This is a genomic window from Rhizobium sp. CFBP 13644 (assembly GCF_014842165.1).
Lineage (GTDB): Bacteria > Pseudomonadota > Alphaproteobacteria > Rhizobiales > Rhizobiaceae > Agrobacterium > Agrobacterium tumefaciens_C.
The window spans coordinates 433,190-454,947 of sequence record NZ_JACYVF010000001.1 but is presented as its reverse complement, the minus strand read 5'-3'; the positions used below and the strand labels follow the sequence as shown (position 1 = coordinate 454,947).

General features: G+C 57.0%; 21 protein-coding genes. 13 read left to right on the top strand and 8 right to left on the bottom strand.

The features are described 5' to 3' along the window. Positions 1 to 127 precede the first annotated feature (127 nt). The 8 genes from IFT53_RS02185 to IFT53_RS02150 all read left to right on the top strand — a co-directional run bounded on the left by IFT53_RS02185 (position 128) and on the right by IFT53_RS02150 (position 7,339). Positions 128 to 1,105, top strand: coding sequence for a magnesium transporter CorA family protein (locus IFT53_RS02185; RefSeq protein ID WP_042618115.1), 978 nt, complete (start codon positions 128 to 130; stop codon positions 1,103 to 1,105). A 93-nt stretch (positions 1,106 to 1,198) separates the two neighbouring features. Continuing rightward, complete coding sequence (locus IFT53_RS02180; protein WP_244656221.1) at positions 1,199 to 3,037, top strand: potassium transporter Kup; 1,839 nt, start codon at positions 1,199 to 1,201, stop codon at positions 3,035 to 3,037. A 181-nt stretch (positions 3,038 to 3,218) separates the two neighbouring features. After that, entirely contained in the window at positions 3,219 to 4,388 is a 1,170-nt protein-coding gene (locus IFT53_RS02175) for a cell wall hydrolase (protein ID WP_192063502.1), read from the top strand. Positions 4,389 to 4,657: 269 nt separating this feature from the next. Continuing rightward, entirely contained in the window at positions 4,658 to 5,023 is a 366-nt protein-coding gene (locus IFT53_RS02170; protein ID WP_192063503.1) for an AtpZ/AtpI family protein, read from the top strand. Positions 5,024 to 5,087: 64 nt separating this feature from the next. Further along, positions 5,088 to 5,837 (top strand): F0F1 ATP synthase subunit A, encoded by a 750-nt coding sequence (locus IFT53_RS02165; protein ID WP_042618118.1) that lies wholly within the window; start codon positions 5,088 to 5,090, stop codon positions 5,835 to 5,837. 71 nt (positions 5,838 to 5,908) lie between these two features. Then, positions 5,909 to 6,136, top strand: a complete 228-nt coding sequence (locus IFT53_RS02160) for a F0F1 ATP synthase subunit C (RefSeq protein WP_027673924.1) — start codon at positions 5,909 to 5,911, stop codon at positions 6,134 to 6,136. 77 nt (positions 6,137 to 6,213) lie between these two features. Then, the gene (locus tag IFT53_RS02155) at positions 6,214 to 6,852 is read left to right on the top strand and encodes a F0F1 ATP synthase subunit B (protein WP_192063504.1); all 639 of its coding nucleotides are present in this window, start codon (positions 6,214 to 6,216) and stop codon (positions 6,850 to 6,852) included. A gap of 1 nt (position 6,853) precedes the next feature. Next, positions 6,854 to 7,339, top strand: coding sequence for a F0F1 ATP synthase subunit B (locus IFT53_RS02150; RefSeq protein WP_192063505.1), 486 nt, complete (start codon positions 6,854 to 6,856; stop codon positions 7,337 to 7,339). Positions 7,340 to 7,754: 415 nt separating this feature from the next. Here IFT53_RS02150 and IFT53_RS02145 read toward each other — a convergent pair whose 3' ends face one another. Both IFT53_RS02145 and IFT53_RS02140 read right to left on the bottom strand, forming a co-directional pair. Then, the gene (locus tag IFT53_RS02145; protein WP_192063506.1) at positions 7,755 to 8,408 is read right to left on the bottom strand and encodes a ribonuclease HII; all 654 of its coding nucleotides are present in this window, start codon (positions 8,406 to 8,408) and stop codon (positions 7,755 to 7,757) included. A 250-nt stretch (positions 8,409 to 8,658) separates the two neighbouring features. Beyond that, complete coding sequence (locus IFT53_RS02140) at positions 8,659 to 9,816, bottom strand: PA0069 family radical SAM protein (RefSeq protein WP_192063507.1); 1,158 nt, start codon at positions 9,814 to 9,816, stop codon at positions 8,659 to 8,661. Between the two features lie 184 nt (positions 9,817 to 10,000). Here IFT53_RS02140 and IFT53_RS02135 point away from each other — a divergent pair, with 184 nt between their 5' ends. Then, positions 10,001 to 10,528, top strand: a complete 528-nt coding sequence (locus IFT53_RS02135; protein ID WP_192063508.1) for a glycosyl transferase — start codon at positions 10,001 to 10,003, stop codon at positions 10,526 to 10,528. Positions 10,529 to 10,540: 12 nt separating this feature from the next. On the opposite strand, the gene moaB is transcribed toward IFT53_RS02135, so the two are convergent. The 4 genes from moaB to IFT53_RS02115 all read right to left on the bottom strand — a co-directional run bounded on the left by moaB (position 10,541) and on the right by IFT53_RS02115 (position 15,101). After that, positions 10,541 to 11,077 (bottom strand): molybdenum cofactor biosynthesis protein B, encoded by a 537-nt coding sequence (moaB, locus tag IFT53_RS02130; RefSeq protein ID WP_192063509.1) that lies wholly within the window; start codon positions 11,075 to 11,077, stop codon positions 10,541 to 10,543. Continuing rightward, entirely contained in the window at positions 11,067 to 11,963 is an 897-nt protein-coding gene (locus IFT53_RS02125; protein ID WP_192063510.1) for a 4-(cytidine 5'-diphospho)-2-C-methyl-D-erythritol kinase, read from the bottom strand. The genes moaB and IFT53_RS02125 overlap by 11 nt, the downstream gene beginning before the upstream one ends. Positions 11,964 to 11,969: 6 nt before the next feature. Then, a complete protein-coding gene (locus IFT53_RS02120; protein WP_192063511.1) occupies positions 11,970 to 13,805 on the bottom strand; it encodes a tetratricopeptide repeat protein in 1,836 nt (611 codons plus the stop codon). Positions 13,806 to 14,084: 279 nt separating this feature from the next. After that, positions 14,085 to 15,101: a polyprenyl synthetase family protein gene (locus IFT53_RS02115; RefSeq protein ID WP_192063512.1), complete on the bottom strand. Its 1,017-nt coding sequence runs from the start codon at positions 15,099 to 15,101 to the stop codon at positions 14,085 to 14,087. 115 nt (positions 15,102 to 15,216) lie between these two features. On the opposite strand from IFT53_RS02115, the gene IFT53_RS02110 reads away from it, so the two are divergent. The 4 genes from IFT53_RS02110 (at position 15,217) to IFT53_RS02095 (ending at position 17,415) form a co-directional block, all read left to right on the top strand. Further along, positions 15,217 to 15,447, top strand: coding sequence for a putative signal transducing protein (locus IFT53_RS02110; RefSeq protein WP_192063513.1), 231 nt, complete (start codon positions 15,217 to 15,219; stop codon positions 15,445 to 15,447). A 5-nt stretch (positions 15,448 to 15,452) separates the two neighbouring features. Then, positions 15,453 to 16,253: a methyltransferase gene (locus IFT53_RS02105; RefSeq protein ID WP_192063514.1), complete on the top strand. Its 801-nt coding sequence runs from the start codon at positions 15,453 to 15,455 to the stop codon at positions 16,251 to 16,253. A 95-nt stretch (positions 16,254 to 16,348) separates the two neighbouring features. Continuing rightward, the gene (locus tag IFT53_RS02100) at positions 16,349 to 17,206 is read left to right on the top strand and encodes a S49 family peptidase (RefSeq protein WP_192063515.1); all 858 of its coding nucleotides are present in this window, start codon (positions 16,349 to 16,351) and stop codon (positions 17,204 to 17,206) included. A 14-nt stretch (positions 17,207 to 17,220) separates the two neighbouring features. Further along, the gene (locus IFT53_RS02095) at positions 17,221 to 17,415 is read left to right on the top strand and encodes a hypothetical protein (protein WP_192063516.1); all 195 of its coding nucleotides are present in this window, start codon (positions 17,221 to 17,223) and stop codon (positions 17,413 to 17,415) included. Between the two features lie 89 nt (positions 17,416 to 17,504). Here the strand turns inward: IFT53_RS02095 and IFT53_RS02090 are convergent, their stop codons facing one another. Together IFT53_RS02090 and IFT53_RS02085 are read right to left on the bottom strand one after the other, a co-directional pair. Then, entirely contained in the window at positions 17,505 to 19,463 is a 1,959-nt protein-coding gene (locus IFT53_RS02090; protein ID WP_192063517.1) for a methyl-accepting chemotaxis protein, read from the bottom strand. Between the two features lie 360 nt (positions 19,464 to 19,823). Continuing rightward, complete coding sequence (locus IFT53_RS02085; protein WP_192063518.1) at positions 19,824 to 21,743, bottom strand: DUF2207 domain-containing protein; 1,920 nt, start codon at positions 21,741 to 21,743, stop codon at positions 19,824 to 19,826. Positions 21,744 to 21,758 lie beyond the last annotated feature (15 nt).

Genomic DNA, 21,758 nt, shown 5'->3' with positions numbered 1-21,758 from the left:
TTATGGGTATTCAGAGCATAGGCCGCGCCGTTTGGTCCGCCGCCCATTCCGGGCGTTTGCGGAAGGCATACGGTTTGTGTTAGAGCAGCCTTCCGGCATTCGTCGGGATGCTGACCGGAGAAACTGATTGATCAAGGCCTATCGCTCCAATTGCGAGGCAATCAGCCTGTCGGCGGACCCATCGGTTCAGCAGATTTCGGATGATATTGTCTGGATTGACCTGATCAACCCTGACCGGGCTGAAGAAATTCGCGTCGAGCAACTGCTTGGCGTCGAGTTGCCGACCCGCGAGGATCTCAAGGACATCGAGCCCTCCAGCCGCCTTTACGTGGAAGATGGAAACGTCTTCATGACAGGGTCATTGGTCTGGAATGCGGATTCAAAAGATCCACGCCTGACCGATGTTGCCTTCATCCTTGTCGGAAACAGGCTCGTCACCATCAGATATGCCGAACCCAAATCCTTCAATCTCTTCATTGCGGCCATCACCCGTGTGCCGCATGATATGCGCAGCGGTGCGGCTCTGCTGCTGAAGCTTCTCGAAACCATCGTGGACCGCACGGCGGAAATCATCGAAAATTCGGTCATCCGCATCGACACGGTGGCTGCTGGAATTTTCGGCGATCAGGCTCGAAGCAAGCGCAAGGCCCCCCGCTATCTGGAAGACAAGCTTGCCGATATCTCGGGCTATCACCGTCTCATTTCAAAAGTGCGCGATAGCCTCGCATCATTGGCCCGCCTACAGTCTTTTCTGCAAGCAACGCCCAATGTTCAGCAGGATAAGGAAGCGAAGGAAACAGGTCGCTCCATCGGCCGTGATATTCAGTCCCTGTCGGAACACGCATCGTTCATTTCCGGCAATCTGACGTTTTTGCTGGACGCATCGCTTGGCATCATCAATGTCGAACAGAACGCGATTATCAAAATCTTCTCCATTGCGTCTGTCGTGTTCCTGCCGCCAACACTTGTGGCATCTGTCTACGGAATGAACTTCAACGTCATGCCTGAGTTGCAGTGGACCTATGGTTATCCGCTGGCAATTTTCATCATGTTGATATCGGCCATCATTCCATTCATCATTTTCCGTTGGAAGGGCTGGCTCTAACCGGTCAGAAACACCATGTCTCACGCGTTGGATAAGGATAACTCCGAAAAGCCGGAGGCGGATGATCGCCGCACGACGGGCTTTTTTGCAGCCATGCTGGGTTCTGTCGGCGTCGTCTATGGCGATATCGGCACCAGCCCGCTCTACGCTTTTCGTGAAGCCTTGAAGCCAATTTCGCACGATGGCGTCACCGAGGCTGAAGTGATCGGCCTCATTTCCTTGATGATCTGGGCGCTGACCATCATCGTCACCATCAAATATATCTGTTTTCTGCTGCGTGCGGATAATGATGGCGAAGGCGGCACCCTGTCGCTCTTGGCTCTTTTGATGAAATCTGCTGGCAGCAAGCGTAGCGTGCTGATCATGCTCGGCCTCATTGGCGCTGCCCTTTTCATGGGTGACGCCATGATCACCCCGGCACTATCAGTGCTGTCGGCGGTTGAGGGCCTGAAGCTCGTCACCCCGCAGATGGATTCCTTCATCATTCCCATCTCGGTCATTATTCTGGTCGGGCTTTTCGCCATCCAGTCGCATGGCACCGAAGTTGTCGCGAAGTTTTTCGGCCCTATCACCGCCGTCTGGTTCTTCGTCATGGGCTTCGTTGGCCTCATCCATATCTCGGATGATTACAATATTCTCTATGCCTTCAACCCATGGCATGCCGTCGAGTTTCTGCTTGCCGAAGGCTTCTACGGTCTGGTCGTGCTGGGCGCTGTCTTCCTGACCATCACCGGTGCAGAGGCGCTTTATGCGGATCTGGGACATTTCGGTCGCAGACCCATTCAATGGGCATGGTTCGTGCTTGTCTTTCCGGCTCTCACGTTGAACTATCTGGGGCAGGGCGCGCTTGTGCTGAAAGACCCCTCGGCCATGTCCAATCCGTTTTACCTGATGTTTCCGCAATGGGCCTTGCTTCCAGCGGTTATTCTGGCAACGGCGGCTACAATCATCGCCAGCCAGGCGGTTATCACGGGTGCTTTCTCGCTCGTTCGCCAGGCCATCCATCTGGGCTACCTGCCGCGTATGGAGATTCTGTTTACGTCTGAAACAAACACCGGCCAGATCTATTTGCCATCGGTCAATACCGTCTTGCTGTTTGGCGTCGTGGCACTGGTGCTGACCTTCAAAAGCTCGGACGCTCTGGCCACGGCCTACGGTATCTCTGTGACCGGCGCGATGGTCGTCACCAGCCTGCTGTTCTTCCAGTTTACCCGCACACACTGGAAGTGGTCGAAATCCCTCGCTCTTCTGGTGATTTTGCCGTTCATTTCGCTTGAAATGATTTTTTTGGGTGCAAACCTTCTGAAAATCCACGACGGCGGCTACGTGCCGGTGCTGATGGCCGTCGCCTTCGTCATCATCATGATGACATGGCAGCGCGGCTCGAAAATCCTCTTCGCCAAGACACGCCGCACGGACGTTCCGTTGAAGGCTTTCGTTTCGTCGGTGGAAAAAGAGAGTGCCCATGGCCCGGTTCGTATCCCCGGTACGGCGATTTTCCTGACGGGCGACCCGGAGACGGCGCCTGCTGCACTGCTTCACAACCTCAAGCACAATCACGTTCTGCACGACAAGAATGTGATCCTGACGATACGCACCGAAGACACGCCCCGCGTCCATCCTGATCGTCGATACACGATCACCAAGGTCAGCGAACGCTTCGTCGTTGTCGAACTTCACTTCGGGTTCATGGAAACGCAGAATGTGACGCAGGCCTTGGGATATCTGCGCCGCACCGGCTACAAGTTCGATATCATGTCGACATCCTTCTATCTGGGCAGACGCAAGCTGGTGCAAGACCCCAAGTCTGGCATGCCGGGATGGCAGAACCGGCTGTTCATTGCCCTTGCTGAAACATCGGCCGATCCATCCGATTACTTCCGCTTGCCCGCCAACCGCGTTGTGGAGCTTGGCTCTCACGTCGTCATCTGATCGATTGTTGGCCGTGCCGATCTTCTCAAACGCCATCCTGCGGAAGCCGGGTGGCGTTTTTTTGCATCCGACACGTTAACGTGAAGGCGTGCGACCAGCTGCTGTTAACCAAGCATCAAGGTTAATGAGAGATTATCCAGACCTGTAGCAGTGAGTTGCGTTCGTGTCTGGAGTGCTGGTTTTGCGTTCAAAAAAAGTATCGCGTCGCGGGTTCTTCCTCTCGTTCGAGACATGGACATCGCCAGTTGTTTTCGGTTTGGCCGCCTGGCTTGCCTTTCCCACCCTTGCCGCCCGTGCGGATCTCGCCTCTTTGCTGGCTGGCCTCGATGCCGGGGGAGAGCAGTGGCGCATGGTCCTCACCAGCTCTCCGGCAGGTTCCGTCCACAATGCGTCTCTTTCTTTTGCTCAGGCTGATCCCGCCTCCGTGCTGACCGGGGCTGGAATGATAACGCCGGATGGAAGCAAGGTTGCTTTCGTCACATCCAAGAGCGGCAAGGAAACGACGCCAGATAGCGACCGCGTCAATCGCGCCGCCAAGAAGGGCCGCATCGTCTCGACTGAAATCATGCAGCCACCGAAGGAATTCACCGCAGGTTCCGTTTTGCGTCGCACGAGCATGCTGGATATCGAACCTTTGAAGCGGAAGGATCGAACCGCTTTCGTGAAGCAGAAGAAGGCCAAGGACATCGAATTGGCCTCCTTCTATTTCCGTCGGGATGAGAGCAAGGCCGAAAAGACCGTCTCGCCCATGCTGGCAGAGCTGATTACAAACCGAACACCCGATGTGCTGGCCACGGCCTATGCACCGGCAGAACCGGATTTCGCGCGCGAATCACCCTTCGACGCCATTCTGAAAAAGCCGGATGCCGGTCGTTTCATTCCCCAGATCGCAGCAGACGACCACGCCTGGGCAGCACAGCCGCTGCCAGCCGAAGTCTTTTCCGCTGCCGAGCAGCAATGCCTTTCGTCCGGCATCTATTTTGAGGCGCGTGGCGAATCGGTCAAGGGTCAGGCCGCCGTGGCGCAGGTCATCCTCAACCGCGTGCGCAACCCAACCTATCCAAAATCGATCTGCGGCGTCGTCTATCAGAATAAGGATTGGCGCAATCGCTGCCAGTTTTCCTTCGCCTGTGACAATATTAAGGACCGTGTGAATTCCGAGCGCCATTGGAAAATGGCCCGCGAAGTGGCATTGGCGACCACGGCAGGCAAGATTTGGCTGAAGGAAGTCGGCTCCGCAACGCATTATCACGCTGTCTACGTACGCCCCGCCTGGGGCAGAAGCATGAAAAAAGTCGGCAGAATCGGTCTGCACGTGTTCTACCGCACCTATGGCGGCGGCTGGAGCTGATTTTTCGGGCTTTTCCGTGGGATAAACCTGCCAAAATGGCCAATTCTGTGCATCGGCGACGCAATTAATCTGCCTGTATCGCTTAAGTCATTGCTTTCAATCACAATTTTGTATTCCGTCAAGCGCAGTCAGTGCCTTGACTAGCGAAGTCCCTAAAACTATGTTGCGCGCGACTTCAGAGCGGGCTGGAACAGGCTTGATGCCCTGCCGTTTACAACTCCAATGAGTTCTGGCAATGCCGGAATGGAGAAAAAGGGTGGGATTTGGCAATGACTGGCAACCGTAACGATAGTCTGGATGAGCGCCGCAGGCGCCTTGCCGATGAGCTGGCAAAGGTGAAGGCGGAAGACGACGCGCAGGGCCGGACGGAGCAGAACGCAGCAGAGACTCGGAAGGGTTTCGCCATGGCGATCAAGCTTTCCTCCGAGTTCATCTCTGCAATCGTTGTTGGCGCGATGCTGGGGTATCTACTGGATCATTTTGCTGGTACGTCGCCGTGGGGGATGATTGTTCTTCTGCTCCTCGGCTTCTGTGCAGGTGTTCTGAATGTTCTGCGTTCTGCGGGCGTCGTGGCAAAGCCACCGCTTCTTGAAGGCGGGCTCGGAAAAGATAAGAGTGGAAAGCAGGGCGAGTAGTCGCTTACCTTCCATATAGAATTAAAGTGTCGTGTTTTGCGGCAAAAGATAAAGAGGGCATACGGTGGCAAACGATCCGACCCATCAGTTCATGGTAACGCCGATCATCCCGATTGAGATCGGTGGCGTCGATTTTTCGTTCACCAATGCGTCTCTGTTCATGGTCGCAACGGTCGCAGCCGCATCGGGCTTCCTCTATTTCGCAACGTCCAACCGTGGCTTGATCCCAGGTCGCATGCAGTCCGTTGCTGAAATGTCCTACGAATTCATTGCTTCGATGCTGCGCGAAGGCGCTGGCAAAAAGGGAATGGTGTTTTTCCCGTTTGTCTTCTCGCTTTTCATGTTTGTTCTGACGGCAAACCTGCTCGGCATGTTCCCGTATTTCTTCACGGTGACCAGCCAGATCATCGTTACATTTGCGCTGTCCTGCCTAGTTATCGGTACGGTCGTCGTCTACGGTTTCTATAAGCATGGCCTGAGCTTCCTCGGCATTTTCGCGCCTTCAGGCGTGCCTGCTGTGCTTTTGCCGCTTGTGTCGTCCATTGAAATCATTTCGTTCCTGTCGCGTCCGATCAGCCTTTCCGTTCGTCTTTTCGCGAACATGCTGGCAGGTCACATCACGCTGAAGGTCTTCTCGGGCTTTGTTGCCTCCATGGGTGCGCTCGGCGCCCTTGGTATCGGTGGCGCAATTCTGCCCCTCATCATGACGGTCGCAATGACCGGTTTGGAATTTCTCGTCGCCTTCCTGCAGGCATACGTCTTCGCGGTACTGACTTGCATGTACCTGAACGACGCCGTGCATGGCGGTCACTGAGAAGTAAAGTCGCTGGCCCCGACAATCGGGTGTCAAAAATAGCCGCAAACAACCATTCTAAGGAGCTTAACATGGAAGCGGAAGCAGCAAAGTACATCGGCGCAGGTCTCGCATGCCTCGGCATGGCTGGTACGTCCCTCGCTCTCGGCCGTATCTTCGGCGATTTCTTGTCGGGCGCACTGCGCAACCCGTCTGCCGCTGACAGCCAGTTCGGCCGTCTGGTATTCGGCTTCGCCGTTACGGAAGCTCTGGGCATCTTCTCGTTGCTCGTAGCTCTCCTTCTCCTGTTCGCTGTCTAATATCAGCATCAGGTTTGGATCACGGCTCGCAGCGCGTGCCGTGATCCTTCGCATTTGCACGACCCCTGGAGGTGAGTATGTTCGTGACCGAGGCTTTTGCCCAGTCAGCACCCGCGACAAGTGAAACGAATACGGGAGCGCCGGCTGTCGGTCAGACGGCTCCGGAAGCAACGCATACCGAGACAGGCGTGGCACACGATGCCGGTCATACATCCGGTGTGTTTCCCCCATTCGATCAGTCCACCTACGCATCACAGCTTCTATGGCTGGCCATTACATTCGGCCTGTTCTATGTGCTGATGAAGAAGGTCATCGTGCCACGCGTCGGCGGAATTCTCGAAGACCGTCACGGCCGTATCGCACAGGACCTCGATGAAGCAGCCCGTTTGAAGGCTGAGGCAGATGCCGCCATCGAAACCTACGAAAAAGAATTGAACGCGGCTCGCGCCAAGGCAGGCTCCATTGCAGCCGCTGCTCGCGAAGCAGCGAAGGTCAAGGCCGATGCAGATCGCGCCGCTATCGAGGCAGACCTTGCCAAGAAACTGGCGGCAGCCGAAGCACGGATCGAGACGATCAAGACCCAGGCTTTTGCTGATGTCGGCACAATCGCTGAGGAAACTGCGACCGCGATCGTTGATCAGCTGATCAACGTCAAGGTTTCGGATACGGATGCCAAGGCCGCTGTTGCTGCCGCATCTGTTTTGAAGGGAGCTTAACATGGCGTTTGATGCAACATTTTTCGCGCTTGTCGGTCTCGTTCTCTTCTTTGTCCTGATTGCGTATCTGAAGGTCCCCGGCATGTTGGCAAGCTCGCTCGATGAGCGCGCCGTCAACATCAAGGAAGAGCTGGCGGAAGCCAAGCGCCTTCGCGAAGAGGCGCAGCACCTGCTTGCGGAATATCAGCGCAAGCGCAAGGAAGCCGAAGCGGACGCGGCGAACATCATCGCTGCTGCTGAACGCGAAGCTGCAGCCCTGACGGCAGAAGCCAAGGTCAAGACCGAGGAATTCGTCGCACGTCGCAACGCTCTGTCCGAGCAGAAGATCAAGCAGGCCGAAACCGACGCCATCGGTGCCGTTCGTGCCGCGGCCGTTGATCTGGCGATTGCCGCCAGCGAGAAGCTGATCGCGGAGAAGATGACAGCTGCCGTGAAGACACAGCTCTTCAACACTGCCGTCAACGAAGCCAAGACGCGTCTCAACTGAGACGCCAGCGCAGGCAATTGCGTTTTGAGGTCAAGCATTCTGAAACCGCCAAGCGATTGGCGGTTTTTTTGTTTTTGAATATCGTGCGCATAGTCGGCTGAAGCGCCTCGTTGGCACGCCTTTCGTCAAACGCCAACCGGATAAACTCGCTTGAAAAAGCATGGCGCTTTGCTCCGCGCGAGCGCTGCCTTGGTTTTGTTTCCGTCAATCGCGTGATGTCGTGCACCTCTCGGGCCGGATGAAACCATTGTCTCTGAAGCCGTTGCAGCCCTTCATGGCTTTCCCGCCGCAGCGAGAGTCTGCTGCACAACCGAAGCTCGCTAGTGTTGACTCTGAATGCCGAGGGAACCTCACATGCACATGTGGGGGAGGGGGCGGCGTCGGCGTTAACCCGCTAGGCCCTAGCAGAAGGCCATCACTCCACCCTCATCGGGCGAAAGCTCATGCGGTGGAGAGGGCAGGGGCCGTTGGTCTCAATGGCGCGCAGATGTGTTGGCGTACCGTAGCCTGCGTGGGATTCAAAACCGTAGGCAGGATGCAGCAGGCCTGCTTTCTCCATCATTCGGTCACGCGTGACCTTTGCGACGATAGACGCCGCGGCGATCGACACGGAACGGCCATCCCCCTTAATCACAGCTTTTCCGAGACAGGGAATCCCCGGTGGAACGTCGCGGCCATCCGCAAGAACGAGAGCGGGCGTGGTTTGGAGCCCCAACACAGCGCGGCGCATGGCATCGAGGCTCGCACGCAAGATGTTCATGCGGTCGATGAGGACAGGTCCCGATGAGGCGATGGACACAATCGATGTTGCGAGGATCTGCTCAAACAACACCTCACGGCGAGCCTTGGAGAGCTTTTTCGAATCATTCAAACCGTCGGGGATATTGTCGGGATCGAGGATGACGGCGGCGGCGACGACAGGTCCGGCCAGCGGGCCGCGTCCGGCTTCATCCGTACCAGCAACCGGCCATTCACCGCGCTTCTTTGCCTCAAGTTCCAGGCTGAAATCCGGGCCTTTGTCGATCAAATCAAAGAGGGCAGGAGAATCGGATGCTGTGCGTTGTTTCATAGTGCGAAACTCGCACAGGCAACCGATCTCCTGCAAGCCCCGGTCGCAGGGTGTGGACAGCAACCGACGGGGCGGAGGGGTGCTGTTTGAGGCATCATGACCTCCAGAACTCTTTCGGCGGAGTTGAAAGAGTAGAACCCTTGCAAGGCGGCAATTTACCGGGGGCACAACCCGCAGCGCAGGGCATAGACGCTGACGGGTATTCTTGTGCGATAGACCTGCGTGATTTCCCTCTCAGGTCTATCAGTAATCAGAGCAGGGAGAGTTGGACACCGGCACCACCCGGCGCGATGAAGAGATCGTCGCGCAGCTGTATGCCGCGGCGGATCAGGCCAAGCCGTTTGGTCGTCATCTCAAATCTGCGTCCAATCTGCCACGCATAAGGACCTGCACCCTTCATCCGCTTGCCAAATTCAGCATCGTAATCCTTCCCGTCCCGCATGGAGCGCACCAGCGACATGACGTGCTGATAGCGGTGCGGATAGTTTCTCAACAGCCATTCGCGAAACAGCGGGCTGACCTCAAGCGGCAGGCGCAGGAGAACATAGGATGCTTCCGTTGCCCCAGCTGCCTTTCCAGCTTCCAGCACGCGTTCTATCTCATGGTCGTTCAGCGCAGGGATGACAGGTGCCATCATCACAGCCACGGGAATGCCAGCCTCCGTCAGTGTCTTTATCGCCTCCAGCCGCTTGGTGGGGGTCGATGCGCGTGGCTCCATGCTGCGAGCAAGCTTGCGGTCGAGGGTCGTGACGGAAATTCCCACCTTCACCAGACCCTTGGCCGCCATTGGTGCCAGAATATCAATGTCACGGGTAATCAGCCCGGATTTGGTGACAATGGCAACGGGATGCTCGGCTTTCGCCAGGACTTCAAGGATCTGGCGCATGATGCGCCATTCCCGCTCGATCGGCTGGTAAGGATCGGTATTGGTGCCAATGGCGATGACCCGTGCCTTGTATCCCGGCTTGCCGAGCTCGCGTTCCAGAAGTTTCGCAGCGTCCGGCTTGGCAAACAGCTTCGCCTCGAAATCCAGTCCTGCCGACAGCCCCATATAGCTGTGCGAAGGTCTTGCGAAACAGTAGATGCAGCCATGTTCACAACCCCTGTAGGGATTGATGGAGCGATCAAAGGGAATGTCAGGCGAATCATTGCGCGTGATGATGCTGCGTGGCTTTTCGATCTGAACCTCAGTGCGAAACTCCGGCAATTCCTCGATGATCTGCCAGCCGTCATCCACGGCCTCGTGCTGCAGGGTCTCGAAACGTCCGCCCGGATTGATGCCCGCCCCACGCCCGCGCCGACGGTCGATCTCGATCCGTAGACCCGATGCATCGGCCAGGGCATTGGCAATATCTGGCGTATGGCCCGGCTGAAAAGCAGCCTGCCCCGAAAGCACATGTTGTCTCATCTGGATACTCCTGACCGGGTGAACCGGCTTGGTGGATGACCCGATTCATAAAGCAGGAATGAGAACAAGACAAGAACAAAATACCGAAAGACTCGATAGCAATTTGCTCTGCCTTGCGTTAAAAATTCAGGCGAGGAAATCAGATCGTGTTTCCGAAGCTGGGGATTACAAGCTTGCCTAAGACATGCTGACAGTCATTATGGAATGCCGGGATCAGGAGCCGGAACTTGCGCATACCTTGTCCACGCTTGTTTCCGGTGCGGTGGAGGGGCTGGTGAGCGACGTGATCATCCTTGATCATGGCTCCACGGACGGCTCGTCTCGCGTGGCCGAGGCAGCAGGTTGCCGGTTTGAAACAGACTGGGATATGGGCCAGATCATAGCGTCGGCGCGCGGTGAATGGATACTACTGATGGAACTGGGCGGCCGCCCACAGAGCGGCTGGATTGAGGACATCATGGAATATACGGCGCTGAACACACGCCCTGCAAGATTTGCGCCGTCGCGCCATTACCGTCCATCCTTGCTATCACGCCTGACGCACCGGAGCCGCCCGCTGGAGTACGGCCTGCTGCTGAGGAAGGCGGATGCGGTGGCGCAATCCAGCGGAAGGCTGGGTCGCATCGGACTGGATATTTTCCTGAAGGGACAGAAGGCGAGGCGTCTGAGCGCAGAACTCATTCCAGCCTGGGCTTTGCGCAGAGCGTCCTAGCAGACGTTTTTTCTAAGCGCCGCGCTTCAAATGCTCGTCAAGGCGCGGCATGATTTCCACGAAATTGCAGGGCATGTGGCGGTAGTCCAGCTGTGCTTTCAAGATGCCATCCCATGCGTCCTTGCAGGCACCAGGAGAACCCGGCAGGACGAAAATGAAAGTGGCATTGGCAAGCCCTGCTGTTGCGCGTGACTGTATGGTGGATGTGCCGATTTTGTCATAGGAAATGCGGTGGAAAACCTCGGAAAATCCATCCATGCGCTTTTCAAACAGGGGCTCCAGCGCTTCTGGGGTAACATCGCGTCCGGTAAAGCCAGTGCCGCCGGTGGTAATCACCACATCAATCGCATCGGACAGAGTCCAGCTGCGAACCTGCTCCAGAATGGCGACCGTGTCATCCGGCACAATGGCACGGTCCACAAGCATGTGGCCAGCATCGACGATCCGGGCGGCCAGCGTGTCGCCGGATTTGTCGTCTGCCAGTGTTCGCGTGTCTGAAACGGTCAAAACCGCGATGCCAACCGGTATAAAAGCTCTTTCAGCATTCATCTCGAAGTCCACCTATGGTTTTTGTTGCCTGAACATACCAGTCGGAACGCTTTTGGCGAAGGCTTGCCGCCGCCAAGGTCGCGTCCGCCATTGTTTCAAAGATCCCGAAACATGTCGCGCCAGAGCCTGACATGCGCACCAGCGCTGCACCCGCGTCAGAAAGCAAAGTCTGTGCAGCGCCGATCTCTGGCAGAACCTCACGCGCAGGTGTCTCAAGATCGTTGCGGCACTGTCTGATGAAATCCATCCAGTCGAGATTGGAGCGGTCGCAAAGCGGCGGATTGGTCTTGGTCGTCAGCCGCTTGAAAATCTCCGGTGTCGAAACACCCTTGAGAGGATTGACGAGCACCAGATGCAGCATGGGCATGTCGTCAACTGTTTCTATCTGCTCGCCAATGCCGCGCGCAATCAGCGGCTGGCTGGAAAGACACATCGGCACGTCAGCACCCAGTTTCAGGCCAATCTCATCCAGCTTGACGGTTGAAGCTGCGATATTCCAGTGGCGGCACAGGCCCCGCAAGGTTGCAGCCGCATCGGCCGATCCACCGCCGATACCCGATGAAACCGGCAGCTTTTTCTCAAGATGGATTGTGACAGGTCGTGCCTGAGACCCAACGGCTTCGCGCAGCAGATCACGCGCCTTCAACACCAGATTGGTGCCCGCATTCTCTTGCTGCAGAACGCTCGCGAAGGGGCCGGACAGCGAAAAGCTATCCTGTTCTGTATCCTCGATGCTGATCACGTCGCCCGCTTGCGTGAACACAACAAGCGTTTCCAGCAGGTGATAGCCATCTGTGCGCTGGCCTGTGACATGCAAAGCGAGGTTGATCTTGGCGGGAGCGGCCTCCGTCGTTCGGACCGCTCCTTGAGTGTCAGGCGAGGACATGAAGGATCAGGATTTCTTGTCCGGCGCTGGCGCAGGCGCGACAGGCGGCAGAGGCGCCTGGTCTTTCTTGGCCGTATTCTGCGCATCCTTTTCCAGCGGTGGCAGGCCGTTGGCGATTTTTTCCTTCACCTTGGACTTGTCCACCTCTTCGCTTTCGCCGATGAGCGCGCGGTTCCACTGGTAAACTGCTTCGATCTTGCGTCCAACGCGCCAATAGGCATCGCCAAGGTGGTCGTTGATCGTGGGATCGCCAGCGCGGAGTTCAATGGCGCGTTCCAGCTCTTCGACAGCCTCATCGAAAGCACCCAGCCGGAAATGCGCCCAGCCCAGAGAATCGACGATGTAGCCATCATTGGGGCGAAGCTCCACGGCCCGGCGGATCATGTCGATTGCCTGATCGAGGTTCATATTCTTGTCGACCCAGGAATAGCCAAGATAGTTCAGAACCTGCGGCTGCTCGGGGTTCAGCTCCAGAGCGCGCTTGAAATTCGGCTCTGCCTTGTCCCACTGCTTCAAACGCTCATAGGCGATGGCGCGCTGGAAGAAGATCGTCCAGTCGGATTTCTTCGGGACAGCGCCGATAACCTCGACAGCCTTGTCATAATTAGCCGCCATGGCCTTGTAGTCCTTGGCATCCGATAGAACCGAGCCATAGGCAAGATAGGAGCGAATATCGCTCGGATCCGAATCGAGCAGGGATTTGAGGTGTTTGCGCGCCTCTTCGACCTTGTCCGTCTGCGCCAGCGTCAGGCCAAGTTGCAGCTCGGAAATGCGGTGCATCGGTGAATCCAGAGGCACTTCGCGGTAGAAGGCAATGGCGCGGTCCGGCTGCTTCTGTGCTTCAGCCAGTCCGCCGAGAAGAATCAAAGTGTCTGCACTTTTGGGGTCGAGAGCGCGTGAGGTCTGAAGGTAGAGCGTGACAATCTCTTCGGCCCCTTCGCGGTTCAAGGCACCGGCAATGGAGAACATCACGGCTGCCGCGCCCTCAATGGGGGTCTGCACCTGCTGCTGTGGCTTCTCGCCTCTTTCGATGCTTTCGCGCAACGCCTTCAGCGGCGCGTAGTTTGGCGCAAATGTATCGCCGACAGCGATGGTATCGAGCGCCTTCTGCTTGTTGCCGACATTGGCTTCCAGCCGGGCAAGGGCCATCACGGCGCGCATATAAGTATCGGTCGCGGTTGCACCGCCTTCACGGTCGGCCACTGCGTCGTTGAGGCTCTTGCGCGCTGCTTCCGTATTTCCCGCCACCAGCGCAATCGCGCCAGCGTGGTATTTCTGGAAAATGGAAATCCAGCCCGGTCCCTTCATGCCATTGACGAGCGAGAGCGCTTCTTTGCTCTTGCCAGCACCAGCGCGGGCCCAGGCCGTCAACAGCGTGTTGACCATGCGGTCCAGATCATTCGGGCCGGTGTATTTCAGGACCTTTTCCGCGCCGGAAAATTCCTTGTTCTTGATGGCGGCGAGCGCACGAATGATGGTTGTGACGCGCTCGACGGACGAATCACCCTTCAGGCTGTCGGCAATCTTTGCGCCAGCATCGAAATCGCCGCTCAGCAATTGCGCAATCATCAGGCGCTGACGGATCTCCACATTGGCGGTGTCGAACTCAAGCGCCTTTTGATAGAGCGTGATGGCTGTCTTGAAATCCTGATCCACATCCGCCGTGCGTGCCGCCAGAAACGCACCGGAGAAAGTGTTGACCTTTGCCGGATCAAACGTAACGGTCTCGGCCACCTTGTCTGCAGGCTTCGTCTCGGCAAAAGCAGGCGAACCCGCGTCGATGGAGAGAGCGGCAATAAAGGCCGCGCCGCAGAGAAGACGAAATGCTGGGTTGCGCCGCATAAAGGAACCTTTGCTTTTGTGCATCTGCACCGAAAAATCAGTCTGCCACATGAGAGCGCGGGCAAAGTGGTTGCACCTGAACGCCTTCATGCTTCAACTGGACCGTGACGCCTGAACCGAAAACGATCCAGACGGTCACATACCTCGTCACGATAGAATGGCTTTTTTGGAGCACGCCTGCAAGAAATTCTGCCCGAGCACCAAGATTTGTGAAACCGCAACGAACGCAACCACCGACTGTGATACGCCGCGCCTGAACAACTCCACCCAGCCAGGAACCTAGTTGACGCGCTGGATGCAGAAGTCGATCACTTCCATCAGCGCCTTTTTCCATGGGCTCTGTGGCAGCGGCGCAAGCGCATCGCGGGCAATTGTGCCATAATGGTTGGCGCGGGCGATGGTGTCGGTCAGGCCGTTGTATTTCTTGATGAGGCCGAGGGCCGTTTCCAGATTTTCATCCGTGCTCTCGCCGTTCTCAATGGCGCGCTTCCAGAACGCACGCTCTTCCGCTGTGCCGCGACGATAGGAGAGAATCACCGGCAGCGTGATCTTGCCCTCGCGGAAGTCATCACCCGTATTCTTGCCCAGCTCGTCGGCTTTCCCACCATAATCCAGCACGTCGTCCACCAGCTGGAAGGCGAGGCCAAGGTTCATGCCGTAGGATTTCAGCGCGCTGCGGGTTGCCTTGTCCGTCTTGGCAACAATGGGTCCAACCTCTGCCGCCGCTGCGAAAAGGGCTGCGGTCTTGGCGCGGATGACCTGTAGATAGTCATCCTCGGTCGTTTCCATATTTTTTGCGACGGAAAGCTGCAGAACTTCACCTTCGGCAATGACAGAGGCTGCGGTGGAAAGCACATCCAGCGCATCCAGCGAGCCGACTTCCACCATCATGCGGAAGGCCTGACCAAGCAGGAAGTCACCGACGAGAACGCTGGCCTGATTGCCCCAGATGGTGCGTGCCGTTGATTTTCCGCGGCGCAGATCGCTTTCATCCACCACATCGTCATGCAGGAGCGTGGCGGTGTGCATGAATTCGACGCTGGTGGCCAGTTTGATGTGGTGATCACCCTGATAGTCGAACATCGCAGCGGAGGCGAGTGTCAGCATTGGCCGCAGACGCTTGCCACCCGATGAGATCAGGTGATTGGCCACTTCGGGAATCATCTGGACATCTGAACCGGCCTTGGAAAGAATAAGCTGGTTCACTCTTTCCATGTCTGCCCGTGTCAGGTCGACAAGCGGCTTGACGGATGCGAGTTTGTTTTTGCTTTCTTCAAGCGGTATGACGACGCCCAAGGATACGGACTCCTGTTCACTTTTGGGGCCGACAATAGAAAGCGTGAACGAATGCGGCAAGGGGCGAATTGCCTCACACCGTTCAAAAAGACGGGATTCGGGTGGAAACTGACCAATGCGTGAACTGATACGAACAAATGATGCCGTTCTTCTGTCCTTCTCACAGAGTCTGATGAAGGATGCTGGCATTCAAAGTCTTATTGCCGATCAGGGCATGAGCATTCTCGAAGGGTCACTTGGCCTGCTTCCGCGTCGGCTTCTGGTGGAGGAAGACCGGGCCGACGAGGCGCGATGCATTCTGGTCGATGCCGGACTTTCCGACGAATTGCGCGAAGATCAGGCTTGATCCCCGTGACGGATACCGTTTCCGAAACAGTCGACGCATTCCATCGCGGCCGCTTCCAGATCCTTCAACCGAAGGGCAGGGGCCATAGGGCCGGTATGGACGCCATGTTGCTGGCCTCGCTTGTGGCGGATGATGCGCCGTGCCGCGTTGCCGATCTTGGTGCGGGCGCCGGTGCGGCTGGCATGGCGGTCGCTTCCCGTCTGGAAAAGGCTGAGGTGACACTGTTTGAGCTGTCTGCGGAAATGGTGGATTTCGCCAGGCGAAGCCTGGAACTTCCTGCAAATGCAGACTTTGCCAAGCGAGTCTCCGTACGTCAGGCAGATGTCACATTGCGCGCCGGTGCGCGAAACGATGCCGGGTTGGTGGATGGATATTTCGACCACGTCATCATGAACCCGCCCTATAATGACGCAGGCGACCGCAAAACACCCGACGCGCTGAAGGCTGCCGCCCACGCCATGACGGATGATCTGTTTGAACATTGGCTGAGAACCGCCGCCGCCATCATGGTTCCCGGCGGGCAGATGTCTTTGATCGCAAGGCCGCAATCCATCGCCGATATTATTGCCGCCTGCGGAAAGCGCTTCGGCGGGCTGGAAATCACCCTGATTTACCCACGCGCAGGCGAAGATGCCGTGCGCATGCTGGTCACCGGCATCAAGGGTTCTCGCGCAAGGCTCACATTTCGCGCAGCCTTGACGATGCATGATCATGGCAGCAACGCGTTTCTTCGCGAGGTCGATGATTTGAGCAATGGCCGTGTGGCCTATAGGCGCAATGACGGGCAAAAGCGAACGCAGGCCTAGCCACTCCTCACCAGATTATCATTCCGCGCCCCATTGCGTTTGCCACGCAGATACCCACATCGGAACAACAGATAGTGATGATGATGAGGATGCAAATGGCTGGATTTTTGAAGCGACTGGTGCCCAAGCGGTTTCGCAAGCAGGAGCTGGTCATACCCGTGGTGCGTATGCACGGAGCGATTATGGCGGGTGGCAGTCAGTTTCGTCCGGCGCTGAACATTGCGGGTTATGGCCCGCTGCTGGACAAGGCGTTTGGCATGAAGGATGCGCCGGTCGTTGCGATCACGTTGAATTCGCCGGGCGGCTCGCCGGTGCAATCGCGCATGATCTATAGCCGCATCCGCCAGCTTGCCGAAGAAAAGAACAAGAAGGTCATTATCTTCGTTGAGGATGTCGCGGCATCAGGCGGATATATGATCGCGCTGGCAGGCGATGAGATCATTGCTGATCCAACCTCCATTGTCGGCTCCATCGGTGTCGTTTCAGGTGGTTTCGGTTTTCCGGAAATGCTGAAAAAGATCGGTGTGGAACGGCGCGTCTACACCGCCGGGCAGAACAAGGCGATCCTTGATCCCTTCCAGCCCGAGAAGGAAGGCGATATTGAGTATCTCAAATCGCTTCAGCTCGAAATCCATAATGTTTTCATAGATATGGTCAAGATGCGTCGCGGCTCGAAGCTGAAGGACGATCCGGCTATTTTCTCCGGCCTGTTCTGGAGCGGCATGCGTGGCCTCGACCTTGGCCTCATAGACGGTCTTGGCGATATGCGCGATGTCTTGCGCAGACGCTACGGCGACAAGGTCAAGCTTCAGCTGGTCTCGGGTGCGCGCAATTTCTTTGGCAAAAAACTGCCCGGCGTCGATCTTCATGCCCATTCCATCGCCGCATCGGCTGCATCGGGGCTTGCGGATGTGGCCGAAGAAAAGGCAATGTGGGCGCGTTACGGATTTTGATGGACACAGATTAGATGGCCCAATTGATTACGCTCGCCCTGCTCGTGTTCGGGGCGATCATTCTCTACAAGCGTTTCGTGAATGACGCGAAAAGACTGTCGGAGAAAACCAAGCGGCAGGAGAAAGAGCGCGAGACTGGCGCGACCGGAACCTTGATCAAGGACCCCGCAACAGGTGAATACCGCGTGAAGCGAGAAGACGAGGTCTGATCCATTGCGTCACAAGCGCAAGAACTGAACAAGAGGCCCGGCGGAGCAATCCGCCGGGCCTCTTGTATGGGTTTAGGACTGTCTCAGTCTCAGAACTCTTCCCAGCTTTGGGCTGCTGCTGCTGAGGAACCGCCGCCGACAGCGCGGGAGAGCTTGCTGACCAGCTTGCGTGCTGGCGATGGAGCTGGCGCATGGTTGGCCGATGCAACGGCCATCGGACCTGCGCCATAGCCTGCGCTGACGCTGCCCTTAGAGCCACTGCTCAGCTGGAAGCGGCTGACGAGCTGGCGAAGCTTTTCGGCTTCGTTTGCCAGCGTGCTGCTGGCGGCTGTGGCCTGTTCCACCATGGCGGCGTTTTGCTGCGTGGTCTGGTCCATCTGGTTGACGGCCGTATTGACCTCGGTAAGACCGACAGACTGTTCACGTGCCGATGTCGAAATCGCGTCCAGCTGGCCGTTGATCGCCGCCACGTGATCGTCGATCACCTTCAGGGCGTCGCCGGTCGCGGTGACGAGCTTGACGCCGTTCTCCACTTCTCCTGCAGAGGTGCGGATAAGTTCCTTGATCTCCTTGGCCGCCTGGGCGGAGCGTTGGGCGAGTTCACGCACTTCCTGCGCAACGACGGCAAAGCCCTTACCGGCTTCTCCGGCGCGCGCTGCTTCCACGCCTGCATTCAGCGCCAGCAGGTTGGTCTGGAAGGCGATCTCGTCAATCACGCCGATGATGTTGGAGATCTGGCTGGATGAGGTCTCGATGCGCTGCATGGCGTTGACGGCATTGGCCACAACATCACCAGACTGGCGCGCAGACTTATTGGCATCGACCGCCATCTCGCGGGCTTCCTCGGTGCGCTGGGACGAGTTCTTGACGTTGACCGTGATCTCGTCGAGAGCGGCTGCGGTCTGCTCCAGTGCTGCGGCCTGCTGCTCCGTGCGCTTGGACAGGTCGTTGGCACTTGCAGACAGTTCTCGCGAGCCGCTGTCGATGGCGCGGGTGGCCTCGGCGACGGAAGAGAGGGTGTTGCGCAATTGCCCAACAGCGGCGTTGAAGTTGCTGCGCAGGCCTTCGAAATCGGCAGCGAAGGGCTGGCTCAGCTCAAAACCGAGATTGCCGCTGGCCAGATGCTGCAAGCCTTCTGCAAGACCGGAGGTGGCTTCTGCCATTTCGGCGGCGCGCTGGCGATCGGCTTCCACCGCACGGGCGCGTTCTGCTTCCGACATGTCACGCTGGCTGGCGGCTTGTGTTTCCATGTCGCGGGCCTTGAGACCATTATCCTTGAACACCTGCACGGCCTTGGCCATGTCGCCCACTTCATCGCGACGGTCCGTACCCTCTACGACGGCGGAGAGATTGCCATTGGCGAGAACGCCCATGGTGGATGCCAGCTGGCGGATCGGGTTAGAGATCGACGAACGAATAAGAAAAATCCCCAGCGCCAGGACGACCCCCATGCCAAGGACGATGCCGGCCATCGAAGACATGACGATGGACGCCGAATTTGCAGACAACTGTGTGCTTTCTTCTTCAGTTGCGCCGATGATTTGGTTCGCGTTTTGCGTCATTGCAGTAGCAAAATTCGCGATCGCGGGTTGGCATGTCTCAAAATATTTGTCTTGAAGTCTCTGGCTTGCCGCAGCATCGGTCGTGGCCATGCCTGCTGTAATTATCTCGTTGCAAACCACATCTACGACGCGCAAGCCTTCAGCTTTCAAATCAACAAGCGAATTTTTGCTTGGTAACGCCTTTATCGAAGTATCCATAAAACCGACGAATCTTGCACGGACATCATCGAACTCAGCCTTTGTGCGTTTCAATGTTTCCGGGTTCGTTGCCGCAAGTATTTCGCTGATGGTGGCGCGCATGCCCTGCATGCTGCGGTTCGCTCGGGATATTGCAATCGAGGCCGCAGCCTCTTCATCGATTAGGCCGCTGTAGGCCGTATCGATGCTTCGTATCTGTTCCGAAGTATAGATTGCTACACCGAGGCAAAAGACGGTGCTTATTGCCATAATGATCAGAAATTTTGTTAGTATGGGAAGATTTTTCATGACTACTCTCCCGAAGTTGGGTCTGGTTGGTTCCTTCGGGCTTGCGGTGATCATGTTGCACTCCCTCACCTACATTTTTATTATGTCAAATGAGAAAAATAGATTAAATTTTAATTACAAGTATTCGCATATGCTTTGAAAATTATCAACTTTCTCAGAAGGTGTACAAAGTTACTTGGATTGCCGTTACGGGCGTGGCTGCAGCCTGAAAGGCATCTTGTATCGATGCCGACTTTTACGCGAACCATTGCTCTTGCAGCATCGCGCGAGTCACGATCCTTGAAAGATGCACGCTCTGTTTCGCCTCTATGTGCTGAAGTTGGGGGGCAGTGGCTGCTTCGAGCCAATTGGCGTCTTGGCCTACCAGCCACCGCCTCCGCCGCCACCCCCGCCGGACCCCGACGAACCGCCGCCGCCGGAAAAGCTCGATGATGATGAGCTCACGGGTGCAGGTATGGTCGAGGCGATGGTGGAAGCCATGGAGGTTGAAAAACCACCGATGCGCCCCGAGAAATTGTTGTAGTTGCCGCTATACCATCCCGGCGAATACTCGCCCGCCTGCGCATTGGCCAGCCATGTCTCGAACGCCTGGCTCCACGGTTTCTCGACACCCAGCGCGACAGCATAGGGCAGCAGCGTTTCGAAATGCTTAGGCGACATTTTCGGCGCGCCCTGCATGTTCATCCGGTCCTGTTCCGCAACCGTCAGATACAGCCGAAGACCCTCGATACCATCCATCAGCTTGCGGCCGAGCGGCGTCGGCGCGCCCATCAGCATGAAGAAAATTAGGTTTGTCGCGATAATGCCGGCGACTGACATGATCGCGGGCAGTTGGAGTGCTTCCAGCTTTTCCAGCGAGATGACGGTGATCGCGCCGCCAATGCCGGATATGAGCATGGATCCCACCAGCGCAAGCACGATGATCATGCCGATCCGTTTGAGCAGGGACCCGCCACGGGTGAAGGATTTCCCGAAGACGGAGGCAAAGATGGTGCCGACGAAGGTGAGGATGCCAATCACGAACATGGCTATATAGGCGTCCGGTTCAAAATTCCCGAACACGGCGACAGCAAGGACGACGACAATCGACAGGATGAAGCCGAGGGCAATGAAGCCGAAATTGGCGCGATAATACTTGCCGCTGTGCTCGGACTCGATAGCTTTGCGGAAGGCATTGCCCAGCGAAACAACCCGTGACCCATTCTTCTTGTTGATTTCAAAGGACATGCCGGGCTCATCAACCGTGTTGATGATGGCTGCCTCCCCCAGCGGTAACTTGCCCTCTACAGGCTTTTCGGTGCGGCGGATGACGAGGGACGACTTCAAATCGTCCAGCACCACATAGCCTTTAACGGCAAGGCTCAGCGATGCGGCTGAGAACGCCGTCCAGCCATCATCGGAGAAGCCATTATTATCGACATAGTTGACAAGAGCGGGCGATAAACCTTCCGGCGCATCCCAGCGCGGAATGATAATGCCCTTGGCGGGATCACGGCCAACAGCTGACCACGCCCTGTAGTAATAAATCAGGATGAGGATGAAGCCGGAGACACCCAACACCGACCCCAGATGATCCTGCAGCCACCAGCTCCGTTCCTGCGCAGCCGATGGTTGGTCGATAGCGCCCTTGGGCAGTTTCACCGCAATCGTCATGCCTTCGCCCTGATAGAAGGGGCGGGTGGAGGCAAAGAACACCTCGTTGCCTTCCGTCAGGGCGCGGGCATCCTTGCCCTTAGCTCCAAGGCGTCCGGTAAAAACGGCGGTGTCTGTTGGTGCCACGCCCTGCGGCAGGGAAACGGTGGCAGAAATCTCTCGCATGGGAAACTGCCAGCCATTGCCGGTCACGTTCCAGGTCAGCTCGTCATAACCATTGAAATAGCGGATTTGCCGGTCGGTGGTGTAAGTAATCTGGAAGATGTGATCGCCGGTGGAGAGAAAGCGGTCGGCATTGCCGGTATAGATGCGGATGCCGCCATCGATGCTTTCGGTGCGCCAGTCTTCTTTTGAACCATCCCGCTCTACGGATAAGACGTCGAAACCAACCTTGGTGCGGTTTCCATTCGCGTCCAGCGCGTAAAGTGGAAAATCGCGAAAGATGCCGCGCTTGATCCTGTTGCCTTCCGCCCGGGCCGTGATGGTTTCGGTCACCGTCAGCTGCCCGCTTTTGGCGACATCGACAACGGAATGATAAGAGCTGATGAATTCCTCAGCCGCTGCCGGAAGGGCCGCCGCCAGCAGGAAGACGAGAAGCGCGAGATATCTGGCGGCTTGGGTCTTCATGGGCGGCGTCCTTCT

What these genes read in the sequence shown, in the direction of transcription:
- IFT53_RS02180 (WP_244656221.1), top strand. Translation starts at nt 1,199, where the DNA reads ATGCTGGGTTCTGTCGGCGTCGTCTATGGCGATATCGGCACCAGCCCG.
- IFT53_RS02170 (WP_192063503.1), top strand. Translation starts at nt 4,658, where the DNA reads ATGACTGGCAACCGTAACGATAGTCTGGATGAGCGCCGCAGGCGCCTT.
- IFT53_RS02160 (WP_027673924.1), top strand. Translation starts at nt 5,909, where the DNA reads ATGGAAGCGGAAGCAGCAAAGTACATCGGCGCAGGTCTCGCATGCCTC.
- IFT53_RS02155 (WP_192063504.1), top strand. Translation starts at nt 6,214, where the DNA reads ATGTTCGTGACCGAGGCTTTTGCCCAGTCAGCACCCGCGACAAGTGAA.
- IFT53_RS02150 (WP_192063505.1), top strand. Translation starts at nt 6,854, where the DNA reads ATGGCGTTTGATGCAACATTTTTCGCGCTTGTCGGTCTCGTTCTCTTC.
- IFT53_RS02145 (WP_192063506.1), bottom strand. Translation starts at nt 8,408, where the DNA reads ATGAAACAACGCACAGCATCCGATTCTCCTGCCCTCTTTGATTTGATC.
- IFT53_RS02140 (WP_192063507.1), bottom strand. Translation starts at nt 9,816, where the DNA reads ATGAGACAACATGTGCTTTCGGGGCAGGCTGCTTTTCAGCCGGGCCAT.
- IFT53_RS02135 (WP_192063508.1), top strand. Translation starts at nt 10,001, where the DNA reads ATGCTGACAGTCATTATGGAATGCCGGGATCAGGAGCCGGAACTTGCG.
- moaB (WP_192063509.1), bottom strand. Translation starts at nt 11,077, where the DNA reads ATGAATGCTGAAAGAGCTTTTATACCGGTTGGCATCGCGGTTTTGACC.
- IFT53_RS02125 (WP_192063510.1), bottom strand. Translation starts at nt 11,963, where the DNA reads ATGTCCTCGCCTGACACTCAAGGAGCGGTCCGAACGACGGAGGCCGCT.
- IFT53_RS02120 (WP_192063511.1), bottom strand. Translation starts at nt 13,805, where the DNA reads ATGCGGCGCAACCCAGCATTTCGTCTTCTCTGCGGCGCGGCCTTTATT.
- IFT53_RS02110 (WP_192063513.1), top strand. Translation starts at nt 15,217, where the DNA reads ATGCGTGAACTGATACGAACAAATGATGCCGTTCTTCTGTCCTTCTCA.
- IFT53_RS02100 (WP_192063515.1), top strand. Translation starts at nt 16,349, where the DNA reads ATGGCTGGATTTTTGAAGCGACTGGTGCCCAAGCGGTTTCGCAAGCAG.
- IFT53_RS02095 (WP_192063516.1), top strand. Translation starts at nt 17,221, where the DNA reads ATGGCCCAATTGATTACGCTCGCCCTGCTCGTGTTCGGGGCGATCATT.
- IFT53_RS02090 (WP_192063517.1), bottom strand. Translation starts at nt 19,463, where the DNA reads ATGAAAAATCTTCCCATACTAACAAAATTTCTGATCATTATGGCAATA.
- IFT53_RS02085 (WP_192063518.1), bottom strand. Translation starts at nt 21,743, where the DNA reads ATGAAGACCCAAGCCGCCAGATATCTCGCGCTTCTCGTCTTCCTGCTG.